Origin of the sequence: Pseudoalteromonas luteoviolacea, from assembly GCF_000814765.1 — a bacterium.
GTDB classification, from domain to species: domain Bacteria; phylum Pseudomonadota; class Gammaproteobacteria; order Enterobacterales; family Alteromonadaceae; genus Pseudoalteromonas; species Pseudoalteromonas luteoviolacea_H.
Genome location: NZ_JWIC01000006.1, coordinates 206,255 through 224,424, shown reverse-complemented (window position 1 = coordinate 224,424; position 18,170 = coordinate 206,255). Strand labels below are relative to the sequence as shown.

General features: G+C 41.3%; 18 protein-coding genes. 13 read left to right on the top strand and 5 right to left on the bottom strand.

The window, feature by feature from the left end; genetic code table 11:
- Positions 1-92 precede the first annotated feature (92 nt).
- Positions 93-536 (bottom strand): hypothetical protein, encoded by a 444-nt coding sequence (locus JF50_RS12475; protein WP_039609790.1) that lies wholly within the window; start codon positions 534-536, stop codon positions 93-95.
- A 238-nt stretch (positions 537-774) separates the two neighbouring features.
- Here JF50_RS12475 and xthA point away from each other — a divergent pair, with 238 nt between their 5' ends.
- From xthA to rlmA, 3 genes are read left to right on the top strand one after another with little or no spacing between them, the layout of a single operon-like run.
- A complete protein-coding gene (xthA, locus tag JF50_RS12470; RefSeq protein WP_039609789.1) occupies positions 775-1,584 on the top strand; it encodes an exodeoxyribonuclease III in 810 nt (269 codons plus the stop codon).
- 42 nt (positions 1,585-1,626) lie between these two features.
- Positions 1,627-2,250: a hypothetical protein gene (locus tag JF50_RS12465; RefSeq protein WP_235423424.1), complete on the top strand. Its 624-nt coding sequence runs from the start codon at positions 1,627-1,629 to the stop codon at positions 2,248-2,250.
- Positions 2,247-3,056, top strand: coding sequence for a 23S rRNA (guanine(745)-N(1))-methyltransferase (gene rlmA, locus JF50_RS12460; protein WP_039609788.1), 810 nt, complete (start codon positions 2,247-2,249; stop codon positions 3,054-3,056). The genes JF50_RS12465 and rlmA overlap by 4 nt, the downstream gene beginning before the upstream one ends.
- A 51-nt stretch (positions 3,057-3,107) precedes the next feature.
- Here the strand turns inward: rlmA and JF50_RS12455 are convergent, their stop codons facing one another.
- Positions 3,108-6,848 carry a PKD domain-containing protein gene (locus tag JF50_RS12455; RefSeq protein ID WP_039609787.1) on the bottom strand — a complete coding sequence of 1,247 codons (3,741 nt, stop codon included), beginning with the start codon at positions 6,846-6,848 and terminating at the stop codon, positions 3,108-3,110.
- A gap of 243 nt (positions 6,849-7,091) precedes the next feature.
- Between JF50_RS12455 and JF50_RS12450 the strand changes: the two genes are divergently transcribed.
- Positions 7,092-7,730, top strand: coding sequence for a PKD domain-containing protein (locus JF50_RS12450; protein ID WP_080760230.1), 639 nt, complete (start codon positions 7,092-7,094; stop codon positions 7,728-7,730).
- Between the two features lie 31 nt (positions 7,731-7,761).
- Here the strand turns inward: JF50_RS12450 and yfbV are convergent, their stop codons facing one another.
- Positions 7,762-8,208, bottom strand: a complete 447-nt coding sequence (gene yfbV / locus JF50_RS12445) for a terminus macrodomain insulation protein YfbV (protein ID WP_039609785.1) — start codon at positions 8,206-8,208, stop codon at positions 7,762-7,764.
- Between the two features lie 151 nt (positions 8,209-8,359).
- Here yfbV and JF50_RS12440 point away from each other — a divergent pair, with 151 nt between their 5' ends.
- The 7 genes from JF50_RS12440 (at position 8,360) to JF50_RS12410 (ending at position 14,871) form a co-directional block, all read left to right on the top strand.
- Positions 8,360-9,559 (top strand): acetate kinase, encoded by a 1,200-nt coding sequence (locus JF50_RS12440; protein WP_039609784.1) that lies wholly within the window; start codon positions 8,360-8,362, stop codon positions 9,557-9,559.
- A gap of 2 nt (positions 9,560-9,561) precedes the next feature.
- Positions 9,562-11,706 carry a phosphate acetyltransferase gene (gene pta, locus JF50_RS12435; RefSeq protein ID WP_039609783.1) on the top strand — a complete coding sequence of 715 codons (2,145 nt, stop codon included), beginning with the start codon at positions 9,562-9,564 and terminating at the stop codon, positions 11,704-11,706.
- 115 nt (positions 11,707-11,821) lie between these two features.
- On the top strand, positions 11,822-12,202 hold the full coding sequence (locus JF50_RS12430; RefSeq protein ID WP_039609782.1) for an ACT domain-containing protein: 381 nt from the start codon (positions 11,822-11,824) through the stop codon (positions 12,200-12,202).
- Positions 12,202-12,708, top strand: a complete 507-nt coding sequence (locus tag JF50_RS12425; RefSeq protein ID WP_039609781.1) for a PTS glucose transporter subunit IIA — start codon at positions 12,202-12,204, stop codon at positions 12,706-12,708. The genes JF50_RS12430 and JF50_RS12425 overlap by 1 nt, the downstream gene beginning before the upstream one ends.
- Positions 12,705-13,052, top strand: a complete 348-nt coding sequence (locus JF50_RS12420) for an ArsC family reductase (RefSeq protein ID WP_039609780.1) — start codon at positions 12,705-12,707, stop codon at positions 13,050-13,052. Before JF50_RS12425 ends, JF50_RS12420 begins: the two co-directional genes overlap by 4 nt.
- The gene (gene dapE / locus JF50_RS12415; protein ID WP_039609779.1) at positions 13,049-14,197 is read left to right on the top strand and encodes a succinyl-diaminopimelate desuccinylase; all 1,149 of its coding nucleotides are present in this window, start codon (positions 13,049-13,051) and stop codon (positions 14,195-14,197) included. Before JF50_RS12420 ends, dapE begins: the two co-directional genes overlap by 4 nt.
- On the top strand, positions 14,197-14,871 hold the full coding sequence (locus JF50_RS12410; protein WP_039609778.1) for a M15 family metallopeptidase: 675 nt from the start codon (positions 14,197-14,199) through the stop codon (positions 14,869-14,871). Before dapE ends, JF50_RS12410 begins: the two co-directional genes overlap by 1 nt.
- Before the next feature lie 31 nt (positions 14,872-14,902).
- Here the strand turns inward: JF50_RS12410 and JF50_RS12405 are convergent, their stop codons facing one another.
- The gene (locus JF50_RS12405; protein WP_039609777.1) at positions 14,903-16,117 is read right to left on the bottom strand and encodes a pyridoxal phosphate-dependent aminotransferase; all 1,215 of its coding nucleotides are present in this window, start codon (positions 16,115-16,117) and stop codon (positions 14,903-14,905) included.
- 157 nt (positions 16,118-16,274) lie between these two features.
- Positions 16,275-16,622, bottom strand: coding sequence for an Hpt domain-containing protein (locus tag JF50_RS12400; protein ID WP_039609776.1), 348 nt, complete (start codon positions 16,620-16,622; stop codon positions 16,275-16,277).
- A gap of 129 nt (positions 16,623-16,751) precedes the next feature.
- Here JF50_RS12400 and JF50_RS12395 point away from each other — a divergent pair, with 129 nt between their 5' ends.
- Both JF50_RS12395 and JF50_RS12390 read left to right on the top strand, forming a co-directional pair.
- On the top strand, positions 16,752-17,360 hold the full coding sequence (locus tag JF50_RS12395) for a tRNA-uridine aminocarboxypropyltransferase (RefSeq protein ID WP_039609775.1): 609 nt from the start codon (positions 16,752-16,754) through the stop codon (positions 17,358-17,360).
- Positions 17,347-18,138, top strand: coding sequence for a CLCA_X family protein (locus JF50_RS12390; RefSeq protein ID WP_039609774.1), 792 nt, complete (start codon positions 17,347-17,349; stop codon positions 18,136-18,138). Before JF50_RS12395 ends, JF50_RS12390 begins: the two co-directional genes overlap by 14 nt.
- The last annotated feature ends 32 nt before the right edge of the window (positions 18,139-18,170 follow it).

Sequence of the window (18,170 nt, the reverse complement as noted above, 5' to 3'; positions counted from 1 at the left end):
GACAAGGTTTAAACTTGAGATGATACAGTCAAAATAAAGACATAAAAAAACCCAGCAATAATGCTGGGTTTGTAATTTTATTAAGCAACTAATTACATAGCTGTTTTGTTAACCTGTTGAACAAATTGCTTAACTGGTAGATTATTACACTTTAAGCTTCTAGCTTGACCGCGATATGTTTTCAAACTGTCTAAGCCTTCTTTAGCCGCCTTTAAACACAATTCAGTTGCTATTGATGTGTTTTTTGCCACCAACTTTGACTGGGTCGTTTGTTTCACTATTTGCATTTCATTTTGAGATTTAGCAAATGTACGAATATCTTCACCGTTACATTTTACCGTTTCAGAGAAGCGAGAGATAAACACACCGTGTTGTGCTCCCTCTTTTCTTGCAGCACTTAGACCTTGGTTTGCAGCAACCTCACATACTTTAGAAATTACAGATGCATCGCTTGCTTTAAAACTCTGAACTTCAGATGCAAATACACCAGTTGACGTAAGAGAAACAAGTGCAGCAATAGTGAAAGACTTAAACATAATCTACCTCAAAAGAACGAATTGCTGCGCATTATATAATCAAAAAAATGTCTGTAAATGATAAAAATAAACTTTTTTGACTATTTAATGATCAATTAACAACTTCATAAACATGTCGCTTTAACTGGCGAGAATGGTAAAAAAATTTAACAATTCAGAAGCCTTCATAAGTAAACTTTTCACCTATCTCATCAGCAAAAGTGTTACACTCATTTTTATTTACCTATGACTTTTATACATGAAAATTATCTCTTTCAATATCAATGGCCTTAGAGCTAGGCTGCACCAACTACAAGCACTTATCGACAAACATCAGCCTGACGTCATCGGCTTACAAGAAATCAAAGTGCATGATGAGGCGTTTCCTATCGAAGACGTCGAATCAATGGGTTATAACGTTTACTTTCACGGTCAAAAAGCACATTACGGTGTGGCTCTGTTATCTAAAAAGCCTGCAAAGGCTATCCTTAAAGGGTTTGCAACAGATACTGAAGAAGCTCAAAAGCGTATGATTTCTGGCGTATTCGAGAGTGATAATGGTAAAGAAGTCACAGTCATGAATGGCTATTTCCCGCAAGGTGACAACATCAGCCACGAGACTAAGTTTCCATATAAACGCCAATTTTATAAAGATTTAATGACCCACCTCAATACTCATGAATCTGCAGAGGCTAATCTTGTGGTTATGGGCGATATCAATATCTCACCTACTGACAGTGATATCGGTATTGGCGATGCCAATATGAAGCGCTGGTTAAAAACCGGCAAATGCTCATTCCAGCCAGAAGAACGTGAATGGCTTAAAACACTGATGGATTGGGGATTAAAAGACACCTTTAGAGAATTAACACCAGACGCACAAGACAAATACTCGTGGTTTGACTATCGCTCAAAAGGATTTAATGATAACCGAGGATTACGTATCGATGTCGTGCTTGCTACAGAAAGCTTAATGGCGACCTGTACCGAAAGTGATATAGATTATGAGCTCAGAGGCATCGAAAAGCCGTCTGATCACGCACCAATTTGGGCCACTTTCGATATCTAAGCACAACAGATAGCAACTCCTTGCAATGACAGGTAACAGCCAATGGCAATTATGTTGTTTTCATTGCTCGCATTTGCAGTGAGTTTTGATAAAGTGCAATTTTTTGCACTTCTCAAAACTCCACAAAGACAAACTGGCGTATTTTGCTGTGCGCTGGTTATGGCCATTTTATGGCAGATTCAGGCAGGTATTTTGCCATTTTTAGACATCCATATTTTGGCCATTACCGCGGTCACTTTAGTGCTAGGCTGGCGGTTATCCCTAATAAGCACGTTGCTTGCCTCGTTATTACACTTCATCTTCACTTCGACCCAAATTGAATTTTTCACTTTTTGGTTTTTAACCGGCATTATTCCTGTTTATATCAGTTACGCAATTTTTCTACTTTGTTATCAGTATTTACCGAGGCACTTCTTTATTTATATATTTGGATGTGCATTTATTTGCGCAGGTATTGTCGCAGCCTGTAAAATACTGCTCACCGGTGTCTATTATTGGTCAGTAGGTCTATACGACTGGCAGACACTGCAATACAATTATATGTTTTACTCAGTGATCATGTGGTTTCCAGAAGCCATGTTAAATGGCATGGCAATTACACTGATGATCACCTACCGGCCTAACTGGGTTAGGACCTTTTATGATCAGGAATATTTAGATAGATGACATTAGATTACCGTTGCCCCATATGCTCAGAACCACTATCAAAAACAAACAATACACTGGGCTGCATAAATCGTCATCAATTCGACTTTGCAAAAGAAGGCTATATAAACTTACTTCCAGTGCAGTTTAAGCGCTCAAAGCAACCCGGTGACAATTTAGATATGGTGCAAGCTCGACGCGCCTTTTTTGCAACTAATCACTACGCTTTTTTACAACAATCACTGGCCAGATTAGTCGCATCCAAAACCCCAAAAGTTGTGATAGACCTTGGCTGCGGCGAAGGGTTTTATACCCAAGCTATCGCGGCGGCTATCACAGACTCGACCGCAGTCTATGGATTAGACATTAGTAAACCTGCGATCAAATATGCAGCTAAGAGATATAATAAGCCACACTTTAGCGTCGCCTCTAGTAAAGATGCACCTTTTAAAAGTGAATACGCTGATGTTGTGTTGAGTATTTTTGCTCCTGTCTTTACACAAGAATCCGCACGCCTTTTACAGCCAGATGGCACCTTGATTGTCGTAGGCCCTGGCCCAAAACACCTGTTTGAACTAAAGCAAAAGATCTATGATGATGTTCGTTTACACGAAGCACCAGAGTGTCCTGAAGGGTTTGAGGTCGTAGAGCAAACTCTAGTCGAAGATAATCAATCCGTGGCGTCTGATATTGTGGAGCATTTAATTAAAATGACCCCATTTGCTTGGAAATTCAAAGACTCTCATTACAATGAATTAGCACAGAGTGAGGCTCATAACGTGACCTTTTCTTTTTTAATTACCCAATACAAAAAAGTCACCGAATGATGCACTAAATGGCCCTTGCACATACAGCCATGGGCCATTTCCATTTCAAACCTACTCTTTCCTTACAGAAAAACTAAACTTAAGGGGGTTATCCCCATCACTTTGAGACCATTCAAAGTCTAAATTCATATTTTCAACCACTTGAATGTCTTCAATGATCTCTATCACTTCTTGATTATTTTGATATACATTGAGTTTGATGCTCGTTACCTGTGTTTTGTCAGGAAATTGATAATCGATAGTGCGCCCAAACTTGATCTCATTGTTTATCAACCATTGAAACGTCATCTTATCATTTATCTCACCGGAAGCACTCAAAGAGAGCATTTGGTTATGCTGGCTGACATTGATAGTGATGTCTGGAGTAATTGATAAAACGTTCACGAATGTTTGAGCTATAAACCTGGCGCGCCCCTCTACCACCAGAGTGACACTGGCTTCATATTCACCTGGTTCAGAATAACTATAATTCATTTGCTGTGTATCAGTTTCTTTAACAGTGCCATCACCAAAGTCCCAAATGTACTTTAATTCCTTTGCATTTGACTGATGCTCTGCCAAAAAATTGAGCTTTAAACCAGCACCCTGGTAACTAACCTTCAAATTAGGATCGCTAACATGAATTATAGTTAGCGGCTTCTCCAATATCGTTTCCCCATCTTTTTTCAAAATGTAACTGACGCTATCGTCAGGTGCTAATCCGACTAGTTTAATGCCCGCCGAACTGTGCGGGTATTCAATACCGTTTACAACCCAAACCAATGAGTAACCCATAGGAAGCGTTTGAGAAATATTCAAAATAAAGTCAGCGTTTTCTTGTTGTACGTTAACCTCAAAATTAACAACCTCTTTTAACTCGATAGACTGTGATTTTTCAAATATGACCGAGGACCCCTGTAAAATAAGGGATACAGTCACATTTTTAAGCCCCGCCGTACCGAAGTCATATACTAAATAGCGATTGCTGCTCGTGTAGTGCTGTTCATCTACTCGCCACGCAAACCTAGCAATATTACTCGGTAACTCACCTTCTACTGATAACTTACATTCAGTACCGTTTTGTTGGCAGTTAATACTAAACTCAGGCTCAGGCGTAACATTCACCGTTTTAGACAGGCGATTAACTTCCACACCGTCTCGAAGTAATACTAAGGTAACCTGTGATGTCTGGTGCAGTGATTTAACAATATGATAATCAGAAGTCACGACTTCCTCCTGATCAAAAATCCATTTAAATGTGTAGGCATTGCTAAACTGTTGCTTAACCGATAAATGTAGGTCGCTATTTTTTTGTTTAAAACCGAAATCAATGCTAGGTGCAACATACTCACCTCCACTTAAGGTAATATGTACATCTATGACTTGTGATTCATTTAAACCTGTACAGCTCGATGTTTCTTGTTGTGCAGATAACACAAATCTCACGACACTTGGGCCAGCCTCTAAGTTTTGGAATTGGCTAAGGTCATAAACAACGGTACCCTCAAAGTCATTCTGATTGATCAACTTTTCACTATCCGCATCAAAATAGCCATTTCTATCCGTATCTAAATAGGCAGCAATGGTTGAGTAGCCATCAAGTTTAAACATGTCTATTTTAATAGGTGATTGCATATATACAGGATCGGTCATTATGATGTCACTGGTCCCTGCTTTAATTTCACTTTTTTGACCATTGAAAGACAGCTCAGATATAAAACGTTCAGTAGTTTGGCCTGCTTTACATAATGGCGATTCAAATAGACTCAGTAGCCGTTTTGATGTTAATTCGGAACCATCGTTAAGCTCAACATGCCATGATAATGCATACTCTCCAGCCCCAAAAGTATGACGTATAGACTTTACATCCTCCCACAACTCAGCACTTTGCGGTGTCCATGAAAGAAATGGCTTATCATCCAGCTTCACCGCTAACTGAGCAATATTATCTTGCGATATTCTCGAGTCGCTAATATCAAACAGTGCTTCTCCGTACATACGCTTTACAATTACTTCAAGTTGGTTATCGGCCTCTAAAGCCGCAACAAAGCCAACCTGCTCAGCAAGATGAGTGATATGTTGTTTATCATACTCATCGGCTGTGGCAATTAGACACTGTGACGCCTCATACATACCAGCATTGGCAGGAAAACACCCTGTCATCGCTTTTAAAACCAGTCTATACGCACGTTGTACATCCCAACCGTCGCTAGTGGAAATTAAATAAAACAATTTATTGAGTGCTCCAGCGCGCTGGTGGGATCCCCTTGTTTGTTCATAATCTCGATAGTCATCCATACTTATGCCGTCTAATCTAGGCATAGATGCATGGCGCAAAAAAGAATTCGCAAGTCTGCTATCATAACCGATAGCCCAAAACTTATTATCATAGTGGTACAGTTCAGAGAAAATAGCAGTCTGTATCCAGTTAGAATCTGATGGTTCCGCTTGCAAATGACGCGCATAATAATCTTTCACTGCAATGGCTGTAATATCAGCAAAACTCTCATGTAAAGCGCTGCGTTTCGCGCGAAGCTCAGCTAATTCACCGCCAAAATTTAAATCTGAAAGAATATTGCCTGTGTTCCACTCTAAAATTGCATGCCCTATTTCGTGTGCAACAATGTCTAAAGAACTCCCATGAGGGAATGGGCTGCCTATGGTGCCACCAGCATAGTTCGTAAACTCACCATCCCAACTACTTTGATACAGGTTACCAGCGTCAATGCGCTGTTTAATTGTATTTAGGCAATAACCCGCTTTTGTATCGCAGCGGTTTTGTTGGTTTGGAAAGAGTGCGTTAAAATGCCAGTGTAAAGTTTGCGCAGCCACACCACCGAAAAAGTGCCCATCGTTAACGGCTTTAAATGCACCTTTCAAGAAGTAATAAAAATAAGGGTCGCCATCAATGCCATGGCTTTCCACTGCTCCATTAGGGCATGCATAAGAATATGGCTCTAAGGCACTGCCTTGATATGTTTCAACCCAATTATTCTTAAAAATGCACCGGTTGTTTTCAAGCTTTACAACCATTGGATAGCCACTAAACTCGTCAAACGCGTTAGATGCTTCGCCTCTAAAATAAACATTACTTACACTTGGATAATGAGGAAAGTGTTTTCGTGTCAGCGGGTGCTCCATTGGTAGCGCCGTATTTTGACACTTTTGCGTTGTCATATTTGGTGCTTGGTGACAATTTAAGCCTAACTTATAATTACCGGTGGTCGTTGCGACTGCGTGATAGCTTTGATCATGATGCCCATCAAATGCGTAATGACTTGCCGACGAACCTAACTGCTCAAGTGTTTGACCATCCAAAATTAAAAACTGACGATTATGCTGCTTTGACTTCACCTCAACTCGATAAACAAAGTGAGAGGCTAGATTTTCTTCTCGGACAACTAAGCGTTCGGTGCTAATAATATCTAAAGTTGATGGATAATGCTGATATACGTGTTGAGTAACTGCTTCATCTGAAAACGTAAACTTACTTTCTACTCTCGTTGCATATAATTTATCCGATGCTAGCTGGGTAGTTAACTTGGTATTTCCAGAAATGAGTCGTAAATCACCAACCATCGTATTTTGAAAAACCAAAGTACTGTTATATACCCGAACACCTTGCCAATATAACTCATAGTGCTCAAAACGAGTTGCACTATCGGCTTCCTTAACTTTATTTAATTTATACTCTAAGCCTGACAATTTTAAGCTGTTAGCTTGATGAACAAAGGATAATTGCTCTTTTGCCTTCGCATTATACGTGAAGGTCTGGCAAGCAATTAAGGCAACAACTAGTCGTAAGTTAGACACTGAGACTCCTTTCTGATGTTATTTCACTCAAATAAAACTAATAAAAAATAACCAAAAAAAGACTATTAATCCAGATTAAAAATTGGGATCAGGATAATATATAAACAATTTCATAATATTAAAGTATGTATTTAAAATTTTATTTAAGTGTATTAGATTAATAACGTTTTTGACTTGCAAATAAAGTTCTGCTCTATATTTGAAAGTCAATTTATGAGAGGTTAAAGGTGAAGGATTTAACTTATGTCGATTAAAAGGAATACATGTATAGCAAGTTTGATGTATTGCATACCATACCTGCTTGTAGCTCAAGAAACTACTTATTCATGGGATTTTGGAGATGGGACCACAAGCACCGAAGAAAATCCGACACATGAATATAACACACCTGGAATTTATACCGTTTCACTCACAGCCTTTATCAATGAAAAGCTGAGTTATAGTCAGCAGTATGAAGTCAACGCCATTTCCCCTGCAATTAAATCTATTAGCTTGGCTTTACCAGACATGATTGAGGTAGGAAAAACAAGTAACGCAAGGGTCTTACTCTCATCAGATTACGACCTCTCATTAGACTACCAATGGGAATTTCCAGGCGGTTTATTCCATACAGGGCAAGAGGTTGACTTTACGTTTGATGAGGTTGGCACGCACGCTGTGAGTGTGAAAGCATATTATGATGATGTAATGGTTGCACAAGATACTTTTGAGTTGAATGTAGCGCCAAACAACGAGAATCCTTCAGATCCAGTTGCACCTGCAGATCCATCCAACCGAGTGCAAACATCAGCAGCTGAATCGAGCTCAGGGGGTACACTGGGTTGGTTTACCCCCTTGCTTCTGCTAGTCTCGCTGAGGAAAAAGTATATAAGATTGCCTTAAGTTAGCACACCCTAAGGTGTGCATGGTTTAGTTATAAATTTTCTTTGGTAAACGCTTTGTCCATTTTATCAAACATATCTCGGAGTAACTTTGCAAGCGCTCGATAAGTTGGCTTTCCTGTACACATATCGCCTTGATACCCGTTAGCCACCATTTTTTGGTAAAGCTCTCTATACCAAGAAGACAAAGCAGGGGTTAAAGACGTGTCACAACGCTTACCTAGCCACAATAGCCCCTGCACAGGTAATGTAAGAAAAAACAAAGCAATCGCAATCGACTGAGGTAAAAACTCCATACCTAATAGACTGGTTTGAAAAAAAACAGTAAAAAGCGCCAACATTGGCATGGTTTGCAAAGCGAGTTCCGTAGCCTTAATCACTCTAAACTCAGGGAATAGAGGCGCAAGTTCCTTACGCATTGGCCATTCTTTAGCATATTGACGGCCCAGTTGCACTTGTGAAATAAGACTTTTCTGCATCATAACTCCTAGGTGCTAACTTTTCTTAAAAAAATAAGGTAAAATTACGTCATTCATGTCAATTATACCTTAGTATTAAGTGTAATGCTGAATGAACTTCACCATTTAGCTTAATACGCAATTACTCTTATTGTCAAAACGGAAAGTCATTATGTCATCGTCGCATGTTTTGGTCCTCAATTGTGGCAGCTCTAGCCTCAAATTTGCAATCATAGATTCAAGCTCTGCAAAAGAGCATTTATCCGGCTTAGCGGAACGTTTAGGTGAGTCTTCACCTCAAATTAAATATAAATTTAATGGCCAAAAGCACATTATTTCTCTATCCAGTGGTGATGCCCACGAAGTCGCTATCAATGAACTGGTCGATCTTGTTAAATCACTTAAGCTTGACCAGCAATTAGTTGCTGTTGGCCATCGCGTTGTTCACGGTGGCGAACACTTCACTAAATCAGCACTGATCAACGACACAGTGCTAGATGCTATCAAGCAAACAGCGACACTTGCGCCTTTACATAACCCTGCAAACTTGCTTGGCATAGAAGCTGCCAGCGACGCGTTTGCAACTTTACCTCAGGTTGCTGTTTTCGACACTGCTTTCCACCAGTCAATGGAACCAACTGCATTTTTATATGCGCTACCCTACTCGCTATATGAAAAGCACAGCGTCAGACGCTATGGATTCCATGGTACTAGCCACTTCTACGTATCGGCCCAGGCCATCGAACAATTAGGCTTAACAAACAAATCTTCTAAAATTGTTACCGCGCACCTTGGTAACGGCTGCTCTGTCTGTGCTGTAAAAGATGGAAAATCTGTCGATACCAGTATGGGATTAACCCCATTAGAGGGCCTTGTAATGGGCACTCGCAGCGGTGATATAGACCCTGGATTATTTGCCTACCTCGTTAATCAACTTGGTTACTCTGCTTCACAAATAGATACTCTATTAAACAAAAAAAGTGGCCTGCTAGGGATCAGTGAACTATCAAATGACTGCCGTACTATTGAAGAAAGTGCAGCTGACGGACATGAAAAAGCACAACTGGCTCTAGATATTTTCTGCTTCAGACTCGCCAAACAAATCGCCAGTTTCGCTGTACCTCTTGGCGGGATTGATGCATTGGTATTTACAGGTGGCATTGGTGAGAACTCTGATGTGATCCGCGCAAGTGTTGTTAACCAATTAAGCTTCTTGGGCTTCGAGTTAAACAATGAACGAAATTTGGCAGCCAGATTTGGCAGCGAAGGTGTAATCACTGAGGACTCTTCTAACCCTATTGCGATGGTTATTCCAACCAACGAAGAGCTTGTCATCGCGCAAGATGCAGCCATGCTTGCTGGGGAGCAATAAATATGGGTCGTAGAATAATGCTTATCCCAATCTCAACTGGGGTTGGTTTAACATCGGTTTCTGTCGGTTTAGTGCGTGCTCTAGAGCAAAAAGCTGTAAAAGTTAACTTTTTCAAACCTATTGCACAGCCTCGTAATGCTGATGTGGGCCCGGAGAAGTCGACGTTAATTATCAAGCAAGGATCTTCAATTGCCCCTCCTACCCCATTTGAACTGCACTATGCAGAACAAATGATTGGAGATGGAAAAGGTGATGACCTTTTAGAAGAAATCGTTGAGCGCTTTGAAAGCAGTGTTCAAGACGATGAAGTGGCCATTATTGAAGGCATGGTGCCAACTCGAAAACAACCATACGCCGGCCGTGTAAACCGAGAAATTGCGCAAACCTTGGGCGCTGATATTGTATTCGTATTAACACCAGGTAACGACACGAATGATCAACTTGAAGACCGACTTGAAATCGCTTCTGGTAACTATGGTGGTATTGATCATGCAAGAGTGTTGGGCTGTATTTTTAACAAAGTTAATGCGCCTCTTGATGAAGACGGACGTGCTCGCGCCGACTTGGTAGACCAGCATGAGCCTGAGCAACTAGAAAACGAGATGAACCGTTTGGCATCACTGCCAATTTTCCGCAAACATCCGTTTATGTTGTTGGGCGCCATCCCTTGGGATTTCGACCTTGTAGCACCTCGAGTGAGAGACCTGAGTGAATACCTGCAAGCTGAAGTCATTAATGAAGGGGATATGGCACATAGGCGTCTGCGCCGCGTTACATTTTGTGCGCGGACAGTATCCAATATTCTAAATCACTTTACGCCGGGTGCGTTATTGGTAACACCGGGCGATCGCTCAGACATCTTGGTCGCTGCGTGCCTCTCTGCAATGAATGGTACAAAACTAGGGGCAATTTTACTTACCGGCGGCTTTAAGCCAGAACCAAGAATTATGGAACTGTGCGAGCAAGCTATGAATACGGGCCTACCCATTCTTGCAACTGAAGCCGATACTTGGAGAACATCTCTACTGCTGCACAACTTCAATATGGAAGTGCCTGCAGATGACGAACAGCGAATCGATAAAGTGAAACAGCACAACGCGGATCACATTGACCCTGACTGGCTAGATAGCTTATCGCAAGGTGTTGCTCGCACCAGAAAACTGTCACCTCCAGCATTTAGATTTATGTTGACGGATCTAGCTCGTAGAGCCAACAAAACCATCGTACTGCCAGAGGGCAATGAACCACGCACAATCAAAGCCGCCGCTATCTGCGGAGAACGAGGTATCGCCAAAACCGTTTTATTAGGTGACCATGACGAAATACAACGTATTGCAGCACAGCAAGGCGTGATACTAAACGAAAACATCACCATTGTTGATCCTAATGAAGCCGTCGATAAGTACATAGCACCTATGGTTGAACTGCGTAAGAACAAAGGACTTACCGAAGTTGTGGCTGCTGAACAGCTGCAAGACAACGTAGTACTAGGGACTATGATGCTTGCAGAAAATGAAGTGGATGGCTTAGTATCTGGGGCAGTAAACACCACTGCGAATACGATCCGCCCGCCACTGCAGCTCATCAAGACGGCACCAGATTCTTCTTTAGTCAGCTCGGTATTCTTTATGCTATTGCCTGATCAAGTATTGGTTTATGGTGATTGTGCGATTAACCCTGACCCTACCGCCGAGCAACTTGCTGATATCGCGATTCAATCAGCGGACTCAGCTGCTGCGTTCGGTATTGAGCCCAAAGTCGCAATGATCAGTTATAGTACAGGTACTTCTGGACAAGGTGCAGACGTAGACAAAGTGCGAGAAGCGACAAAACTTGCACAGCAAAAACGTCCTGATTTGGATATCGATGGTCCACTACAGTATGATGCTGCGATTATGGAAAACGTAGCCCGTAAAAAAGCGCCAAACAGTAAAGTCGCTGGTAAAGCCACTGTGTTTGTTTTCCCTGACCTTAATACAGGTAATACAACCTACAAAGCGGTACAACGAAGCGCTGACTTGATCAGTATCGGTCCTATGTTGCAAGGGATGCGTAAGCCGGTTAACGACCTGAGCCGTGGAGCCCTCGTCGATGACATCGTTTACACGATTGCTTTAACTGCTATCCAAGCAGGCCAACGCCCATAACAAGCCTTTTTTAAAGCTATCAAGGGAGTAGAAATCTCTACTCCCTGAATAAAAGGGTTTATTTTCTTTTTGCTTGCCTATACTATGAAAGAGTCGATGCAGTTAGAGCGCAAGTATGTCCAAACAAACGCTACAAATACTACAACAAGACTTTACAATTCACAGCCTCGATAACGATGCTGCAATTCCTGCAAATGTATTGCAATCTGATATCTTTTTCATTGCAAAAACAACGGAAGAATTGTCTATCGTATGCCCATCTGATATCAAATTAGAAAGCTTCGCGGCTGAACCATATTGGAGAGCGATTGAGATCATTGGCCCACTTGGTTTTTCATTGACAGGAATTATGTCAAATATTTCTGGTGTACTTGCCAGCGCAAACGTTTCTATTTTCTCTATTTCTACATACGACACAGATTATATTTTAGTGAAAGAGCAGCAGCTTAATAACGCCATTCAAGCGCTCAGAAAAGACGGTTACCTTTTTGTTTAATGATATTTTCTAAACCCATTAATTACGCACCTATAACACAAATAGCAAACCCCCTTTTACATATTGCGAGTCCATTTACTGGTAAAGTTTTCCCATTAACTCACCACCCTTTACCCTTGTTTTCAACTGGGATGATTGGCAGTGGTGTCTGTGTCAAAATGAACCAAGCATTGATGATGTCACCATGTAATGGAAAAGTGATCAAAGTCAGTCAGCAAGGCTGTGAATTTGTGATACGAGCAGAATCAGGGCTTCAGCTACTTCTTCACTTGCACATCCCAAGTGAATACCGAAAGATGGAAAACTTAATAAAACATAGCGTTGGTCAGAAACATATCATCACCGGTGATATTCTTTGCTATTTTGATGTACCTCAAGATTTGCCCATCACTGGTACATTGTTAATTCTCAATGCAGATAAGCTAGGGCCATGTTATTATCCGTTAAATCAAGTGAATGCGGGTAAAGAACCGCTAATTACATTATCGAGAGCTAGTAAATTATGAGTATAGTTTTATACGGTATTCCAAATTGTGACACGATTAAAAAAGCCAAAAAGTTTCTCCAAGAGCAAAATATTGAGTTCGATTTTCACGATTACCGCAAAGATGGATTGACATCTGAACTGCTTGATCACTTTGTTGAGAAATTAGGTTGGGAAACCGTGTTAAACAAGCGAGGGACGACTTATCGAGCTCTGAGCGATGAGCAAAAGCAAAGCTTAAATGAAGCCTCTGCCAAACAACACATGCTGGACGCACCAGCAATGATTAAACGTCCGATTTTAAAAGTGAACTCGGATCTGCATATCGGTTTTAAAGCTGCACAATATCAAGAGATTTTCAAATGAGCCAACCCCCTCTAAGCGATGTTGTTGAACTCGCCTCCGCACTCATCCAACGCCCTTCAGTCACACCAGAGGATGCTGGGTGTCAGAGCTTAATTAACAGCCGTTTAGAAAAGCTAGGCTTCAAGATTGAAGAGCACTTTTTTATTGATACGCTCAATACATGGGCAAGAAAAGGTGATCAAGGGCCTCATTTTTGTTTTGCAGGACATACTGACGTGGTGCCTGTTGGCAACGAAAAAGACTGGCGCCATCCTCCTTTTGCAGGCCTCGTTGAAAATGGCATTCTGCACGGAAGGGGCGCAGCTGACATGAAAGGCTCTTTGGCTGCGATGGTCGTTGCCACTGAACGTTTTGTTGCAAAACACCCAGATCATGACGGCTCTATCAGCTTTTTAATCACTTCAGATGAGGAAGGTCCATTCATTAACGGCACCACTAAGGTTGTCGACTTACTTGAGGCGCGTAATGAAAAAATCGATATGTGTCTGGTTGGTGAGCCTTCTTCTAGGGATACATTAGGAGACGTGGTCAAAAACGGTCGTCGAGGCTCTTTAACAGGGCATTTAACCGTTAAAGGTATTCAAGGGCATGTTGCCTACCCTCACCTTGCAAAGAACCCAATTCATGATGTGGCTCCAGCACTTACTGAGTTAAGCACTAAGGAATGGGATAAAGGCAACGACTTTTTCCCAGCAACCAGCTTTCAGATTTCAAATATCCATGGCGGCACAGGCGCAGGGAACGTGATACCTGGTACTGTCGACGTGCAGTTCAATTTTAGATTCAGTACTGAGTCAACCGTTGAACAACTGCAACAGGGCGTCAACGACATTTTAAAAGCACATAAGCTTGATTATGACCTTAACTGGACAGTAAATGGCCTCCCCTTCTTAACTGAGCCTGGAGAGCTTCTTAACGTAACTTTAGAAGCAATCAAGGAAGTCACTCGTATTGATTCGACTCCTGAAACAACGGGTGGTACATCTGACGGGCGTTTCATCGCGCAGACAGGCTGTAAGGTCATTGAACTTGGACCTGTAAACAAAACTATTCATCAGGTAGATGAGCAAGTCTGTGCCAAATCGCTCGATGATTTAGCACTCATTTATGAATCCATTCTTGAAAAGCTGCTGGTGAAGGCATAATGACCTGCGTTATACAGCAAGCTTTAGGTTTAGATACCACACATCTTGTCGAGTACCAGAGCAATCTGGTACACGCACAAATTGTTGATGATTTAGATGCGCTTAGCAGCGCAGCACGCAGCGCAGGATTTGAATTTGCAATCGCGTCTGCTCACCGAGATTTTCATCGACAAGCTCATATTTGGAATGCGAAGTTTAGTGGCCAACGCCCTATTTTCGACCACAACAATCAAGCGGTTAACATTGATACTTTAAGCGATGAGGCAATTGTTGATGCCATTATGCTTTTTTCCGCTTTGCCTGCTACTAGCCGTCATCATTTTGGGAGTGATTTAGACGTCTATGCCAGTAATTTCCTCAATCCGGATCAATCGCTTCAACTTGAACCATGGGAATATCAATCTGGTGGGCCATTTTATGAATTTTCTTGCTGGCTCGAATCTTCATTATCTGAATTCGGCTTTTTTAAACCGTATGATAAATATCGAGGCGGTGTTGCCGCTGAGCCTTGGCATATTAGCCATATCAAAACTGCGAACATGATGACGAAATATGTTACACCCAACACAATACACGATGCCATCGCAAAACAGGATATACTCGGTAAAGAAGCGATATTAGCAGACCTACCAAGGCTATATAGTCAATATGTTACTAATATCGCAAAAAACTAATTAAATCGGTAATAATTTCCAATCAATATGTTTACTGTCGGTAATGGTCAAAAAAGCGTTGCATAGATTGCAGCGCAGGTTCAAGTTCATCTTTATGAGGCAAAAATACCAGCCTAAAGTGATCTGGTGATGGCCAGTTAAATGCGCGACCATGTACGAGTAGAATTTTTTCTTCTCTGAGTAAGTCCAGAACCATCAGCTCATCATTTTTCACATTAAAATGCTTAGTGTCGATCTTGGCAAATGCATATAATGCCCCTTTAGGTTTTACGCAAGATATGCCTTGAATATCATTTAAACCTTCCCATGCAATATTACGCTGTTCGTATAAACGTCCACCTGGCAATAACAAATCATCTATCGACTGCACTCCGCCGAGCGCTTGTTGTATTGCGAATTGAGCAGGCACGTTTGCACATAAGCGCATTGATGCCAACATGTTTAGTCCTTCAAGTAAATCTCGCATTGCTGAGACCTTGCCACTGGCAACCATCCACCCCATTCTCAGGCCGGCAGCTCGGTAAGTTTTTGCCAACCCATTGAAGGTGATCACTGGTAAGTCATCACACAAGGATCCTATGGAGAAGTGCTCGGTACCATCAAACAGGACTTTCTCGTAAATTTCATCACTCAAGATAAGCAAGTTATGCTCTCTCGCAACCTCGATAAGCGCCTCTAACAACGCTTTGCTGTAGACTGCACCTGTTGGGTTATTTGGGTTAATCAACACAAGTGCTTTAGTTTTGCTGTTAATTTTATCTTTAATATCCGCAATATCAGGGAACCAATCCGCACACTCATCACACATATAATGTACAGGAACACCACCAGAGAGCTTAACGGATGCAGTCCACAGCGGGTAATCAGGTGCAGGAATGAGCACCTCATCACCATCATTGAGTAGTGCTTGAGTAACCATTTGAATGAGCTCACTCACTCCATTGCCAATAAAGGTATTGTCGACACTAATATTTGGAAAGTTTTTTTGTTGATAGTATTGATAAACGGCTACGCGCGCAGAATATAACCCCTTTGAATCACAATATCCCTGACCCAGACGCAAGTTTCTGATAATGTCTCTGTGCATATCCTCAGGCATATCAAAACCGAATGCGGCAGGATTTCCAATGTTCAGCTTGAGTACTTTTACGCCCTCGTCTTCCATTTTCTGTGCTTGAGACAAAACCGGCCCGCGAATATCGTAGCAAACCCCATTTAATTTATTGCTTTTACTTATTTTATTCATTCTTTTCTCCCTCATTCCTAGCCTAGCATAACCATGAATGAGGGAATATGAAAGTATCATTTGGGGAATATCAACGGCACATACCTGAATACTGCGTTGACAGAATATTTGACTGTTTACCTTAGGTCACTAAAGCATGACAATGGATTTTGTATAACTAAACTTTTGTTGAAGTTAACCAACGCTGTAACAAAGCCTTTGAAGCATCAACTTCGCTACATAACACACTCACCTGTGTTTTAGCATAATCAACATTGCCCTCCACTAATGCCATCTCTATACTTCTCGACACATCGGCAAGGCTCATAGCACCGAACTGGGCGGCATTAGACTTTAAGCTATGCGCATTTCTCGTTGCAGCTTCCAAGTCATTATCAATGGTTGCCCTCACTTCATTTGCTAACCTATCAAATTCGCTGAGGCAAAACTCCAACGTGTCGCTAAACTGTTCGCCCAATAGCGCTTGCATGTTTTCCAAACAAGTTTCATCAATTTTAGTTTCCATAAAAGTCCTTTATTGTCTATTGCCCGTATACTGTTTTATACCTATATGCTAGTTAAGAGTATCAACAAGAGCAAAGCCAACTCTAAATTATGTTAATATATATACCAATTAAACCTGTTAAAAGCCTCTATGAAAAGAAGTACTTGCGATATTTGTCACTTTTCAACTAAAACATGCGTGTGTAGTTATGTGACAAGCCCAAAATTGAGTAATCAAACTAGGATTATAGTATTACAACATCCTAGCGAAGTAACCGTTGCGAAAAACACTGTTCGGCTTTTAAACTTGCAATTGTCTGCTATAGAAGTATACGTAGGCGAAAGTCCTTCGGATTTTAAAGTGCCTCAAGAAATTGCTAGAACATATAATTGCGGGCTTTTATATCCAGCTCCAAATGCCATTAATGTTGAGTCAATCTCATCAAAATCAAAGCCTGTAGAAGTGCTCTTCGTATTGGACGGCACTTGGAAAAAAGCCAATAAAATAGCCTTGTTAAACCCATGGCTTAATAACCTCAACAAAATTACGTTCTCACAGCGGCCTGAAAATAACTACTCAATTAGAAAAGCTGAACAATCGTACAGTCTCTCAACGTTAGAAGCTTGTGCCTACTTCTTAGCATGTTATGAAAACTTACAAATAGAACCGTTACATCATTTACTTGCAGGCATGATCCACGAGCAAACAAAGTTCATGCCTGACGATGTAAAAAAGCGATACCTGAGTGAAGACAACTAGATTACATCGGCAGTTTAAACGCCTTGGTCCTGATTACCGGTTTGGTGATCAAGTTTGTTTTGATGAGTTGAAGTCAACTTTTGGCTTTAAGACCATTGTTCTTGGGAATTGGGTTTCTCAACAAGAGCAGCACATTGCCGCAAACTTGATTTATGATGCACTGGCAGATCTTGCTCAAATATTATCATTACCACCAAAAGCAATGGGGCTGCGAGGCACATTAAACTTAGCTTTCGGTAGTGGTGGTCAAAAAGGTGTTCAAGCACATTATGCACCCGCAAAACGCACTCTAGCCTTAGCTAAAAATGCTGGTGGCGGCGCACTCGCACACGAATGGTGGCACGCATTTGACCACTACATTTGTAAACACCTGTTCCAACAAAGCAAAGCCAGTGATTTTGCCTCTTCTTTATGGCTAACATCTTCTCCAAACTTATCACACCCGCTTAACCAATTGCTTAACGAAGTCTATAAAACAATATTACTCACAGAAGACGGTACTAAACCAAGCGCGTTTTTTGAACGCGCAATCGCATTGGATAAACGAGCGCAGCATTTATATTACAGCTTACCTCAAGAGCTCACTGCACGCGCTTTCGAATGCTATATTGCGCACGACCACAGTATTCAAAATGAATTTCTTGTCTCAGATGTCATTCAGTCAAAATTAGAGTCTGCTGGCGGATTCCCACTTGCCGAAGAACAAGTAAAAATAGCACAAAACATTAGCTATTATTTCCAAATACTAGGTAAAGCTTTGCATAATGAAAGCAATTAATACGCCCGTTAAAAATAAAATATGTAATTGCA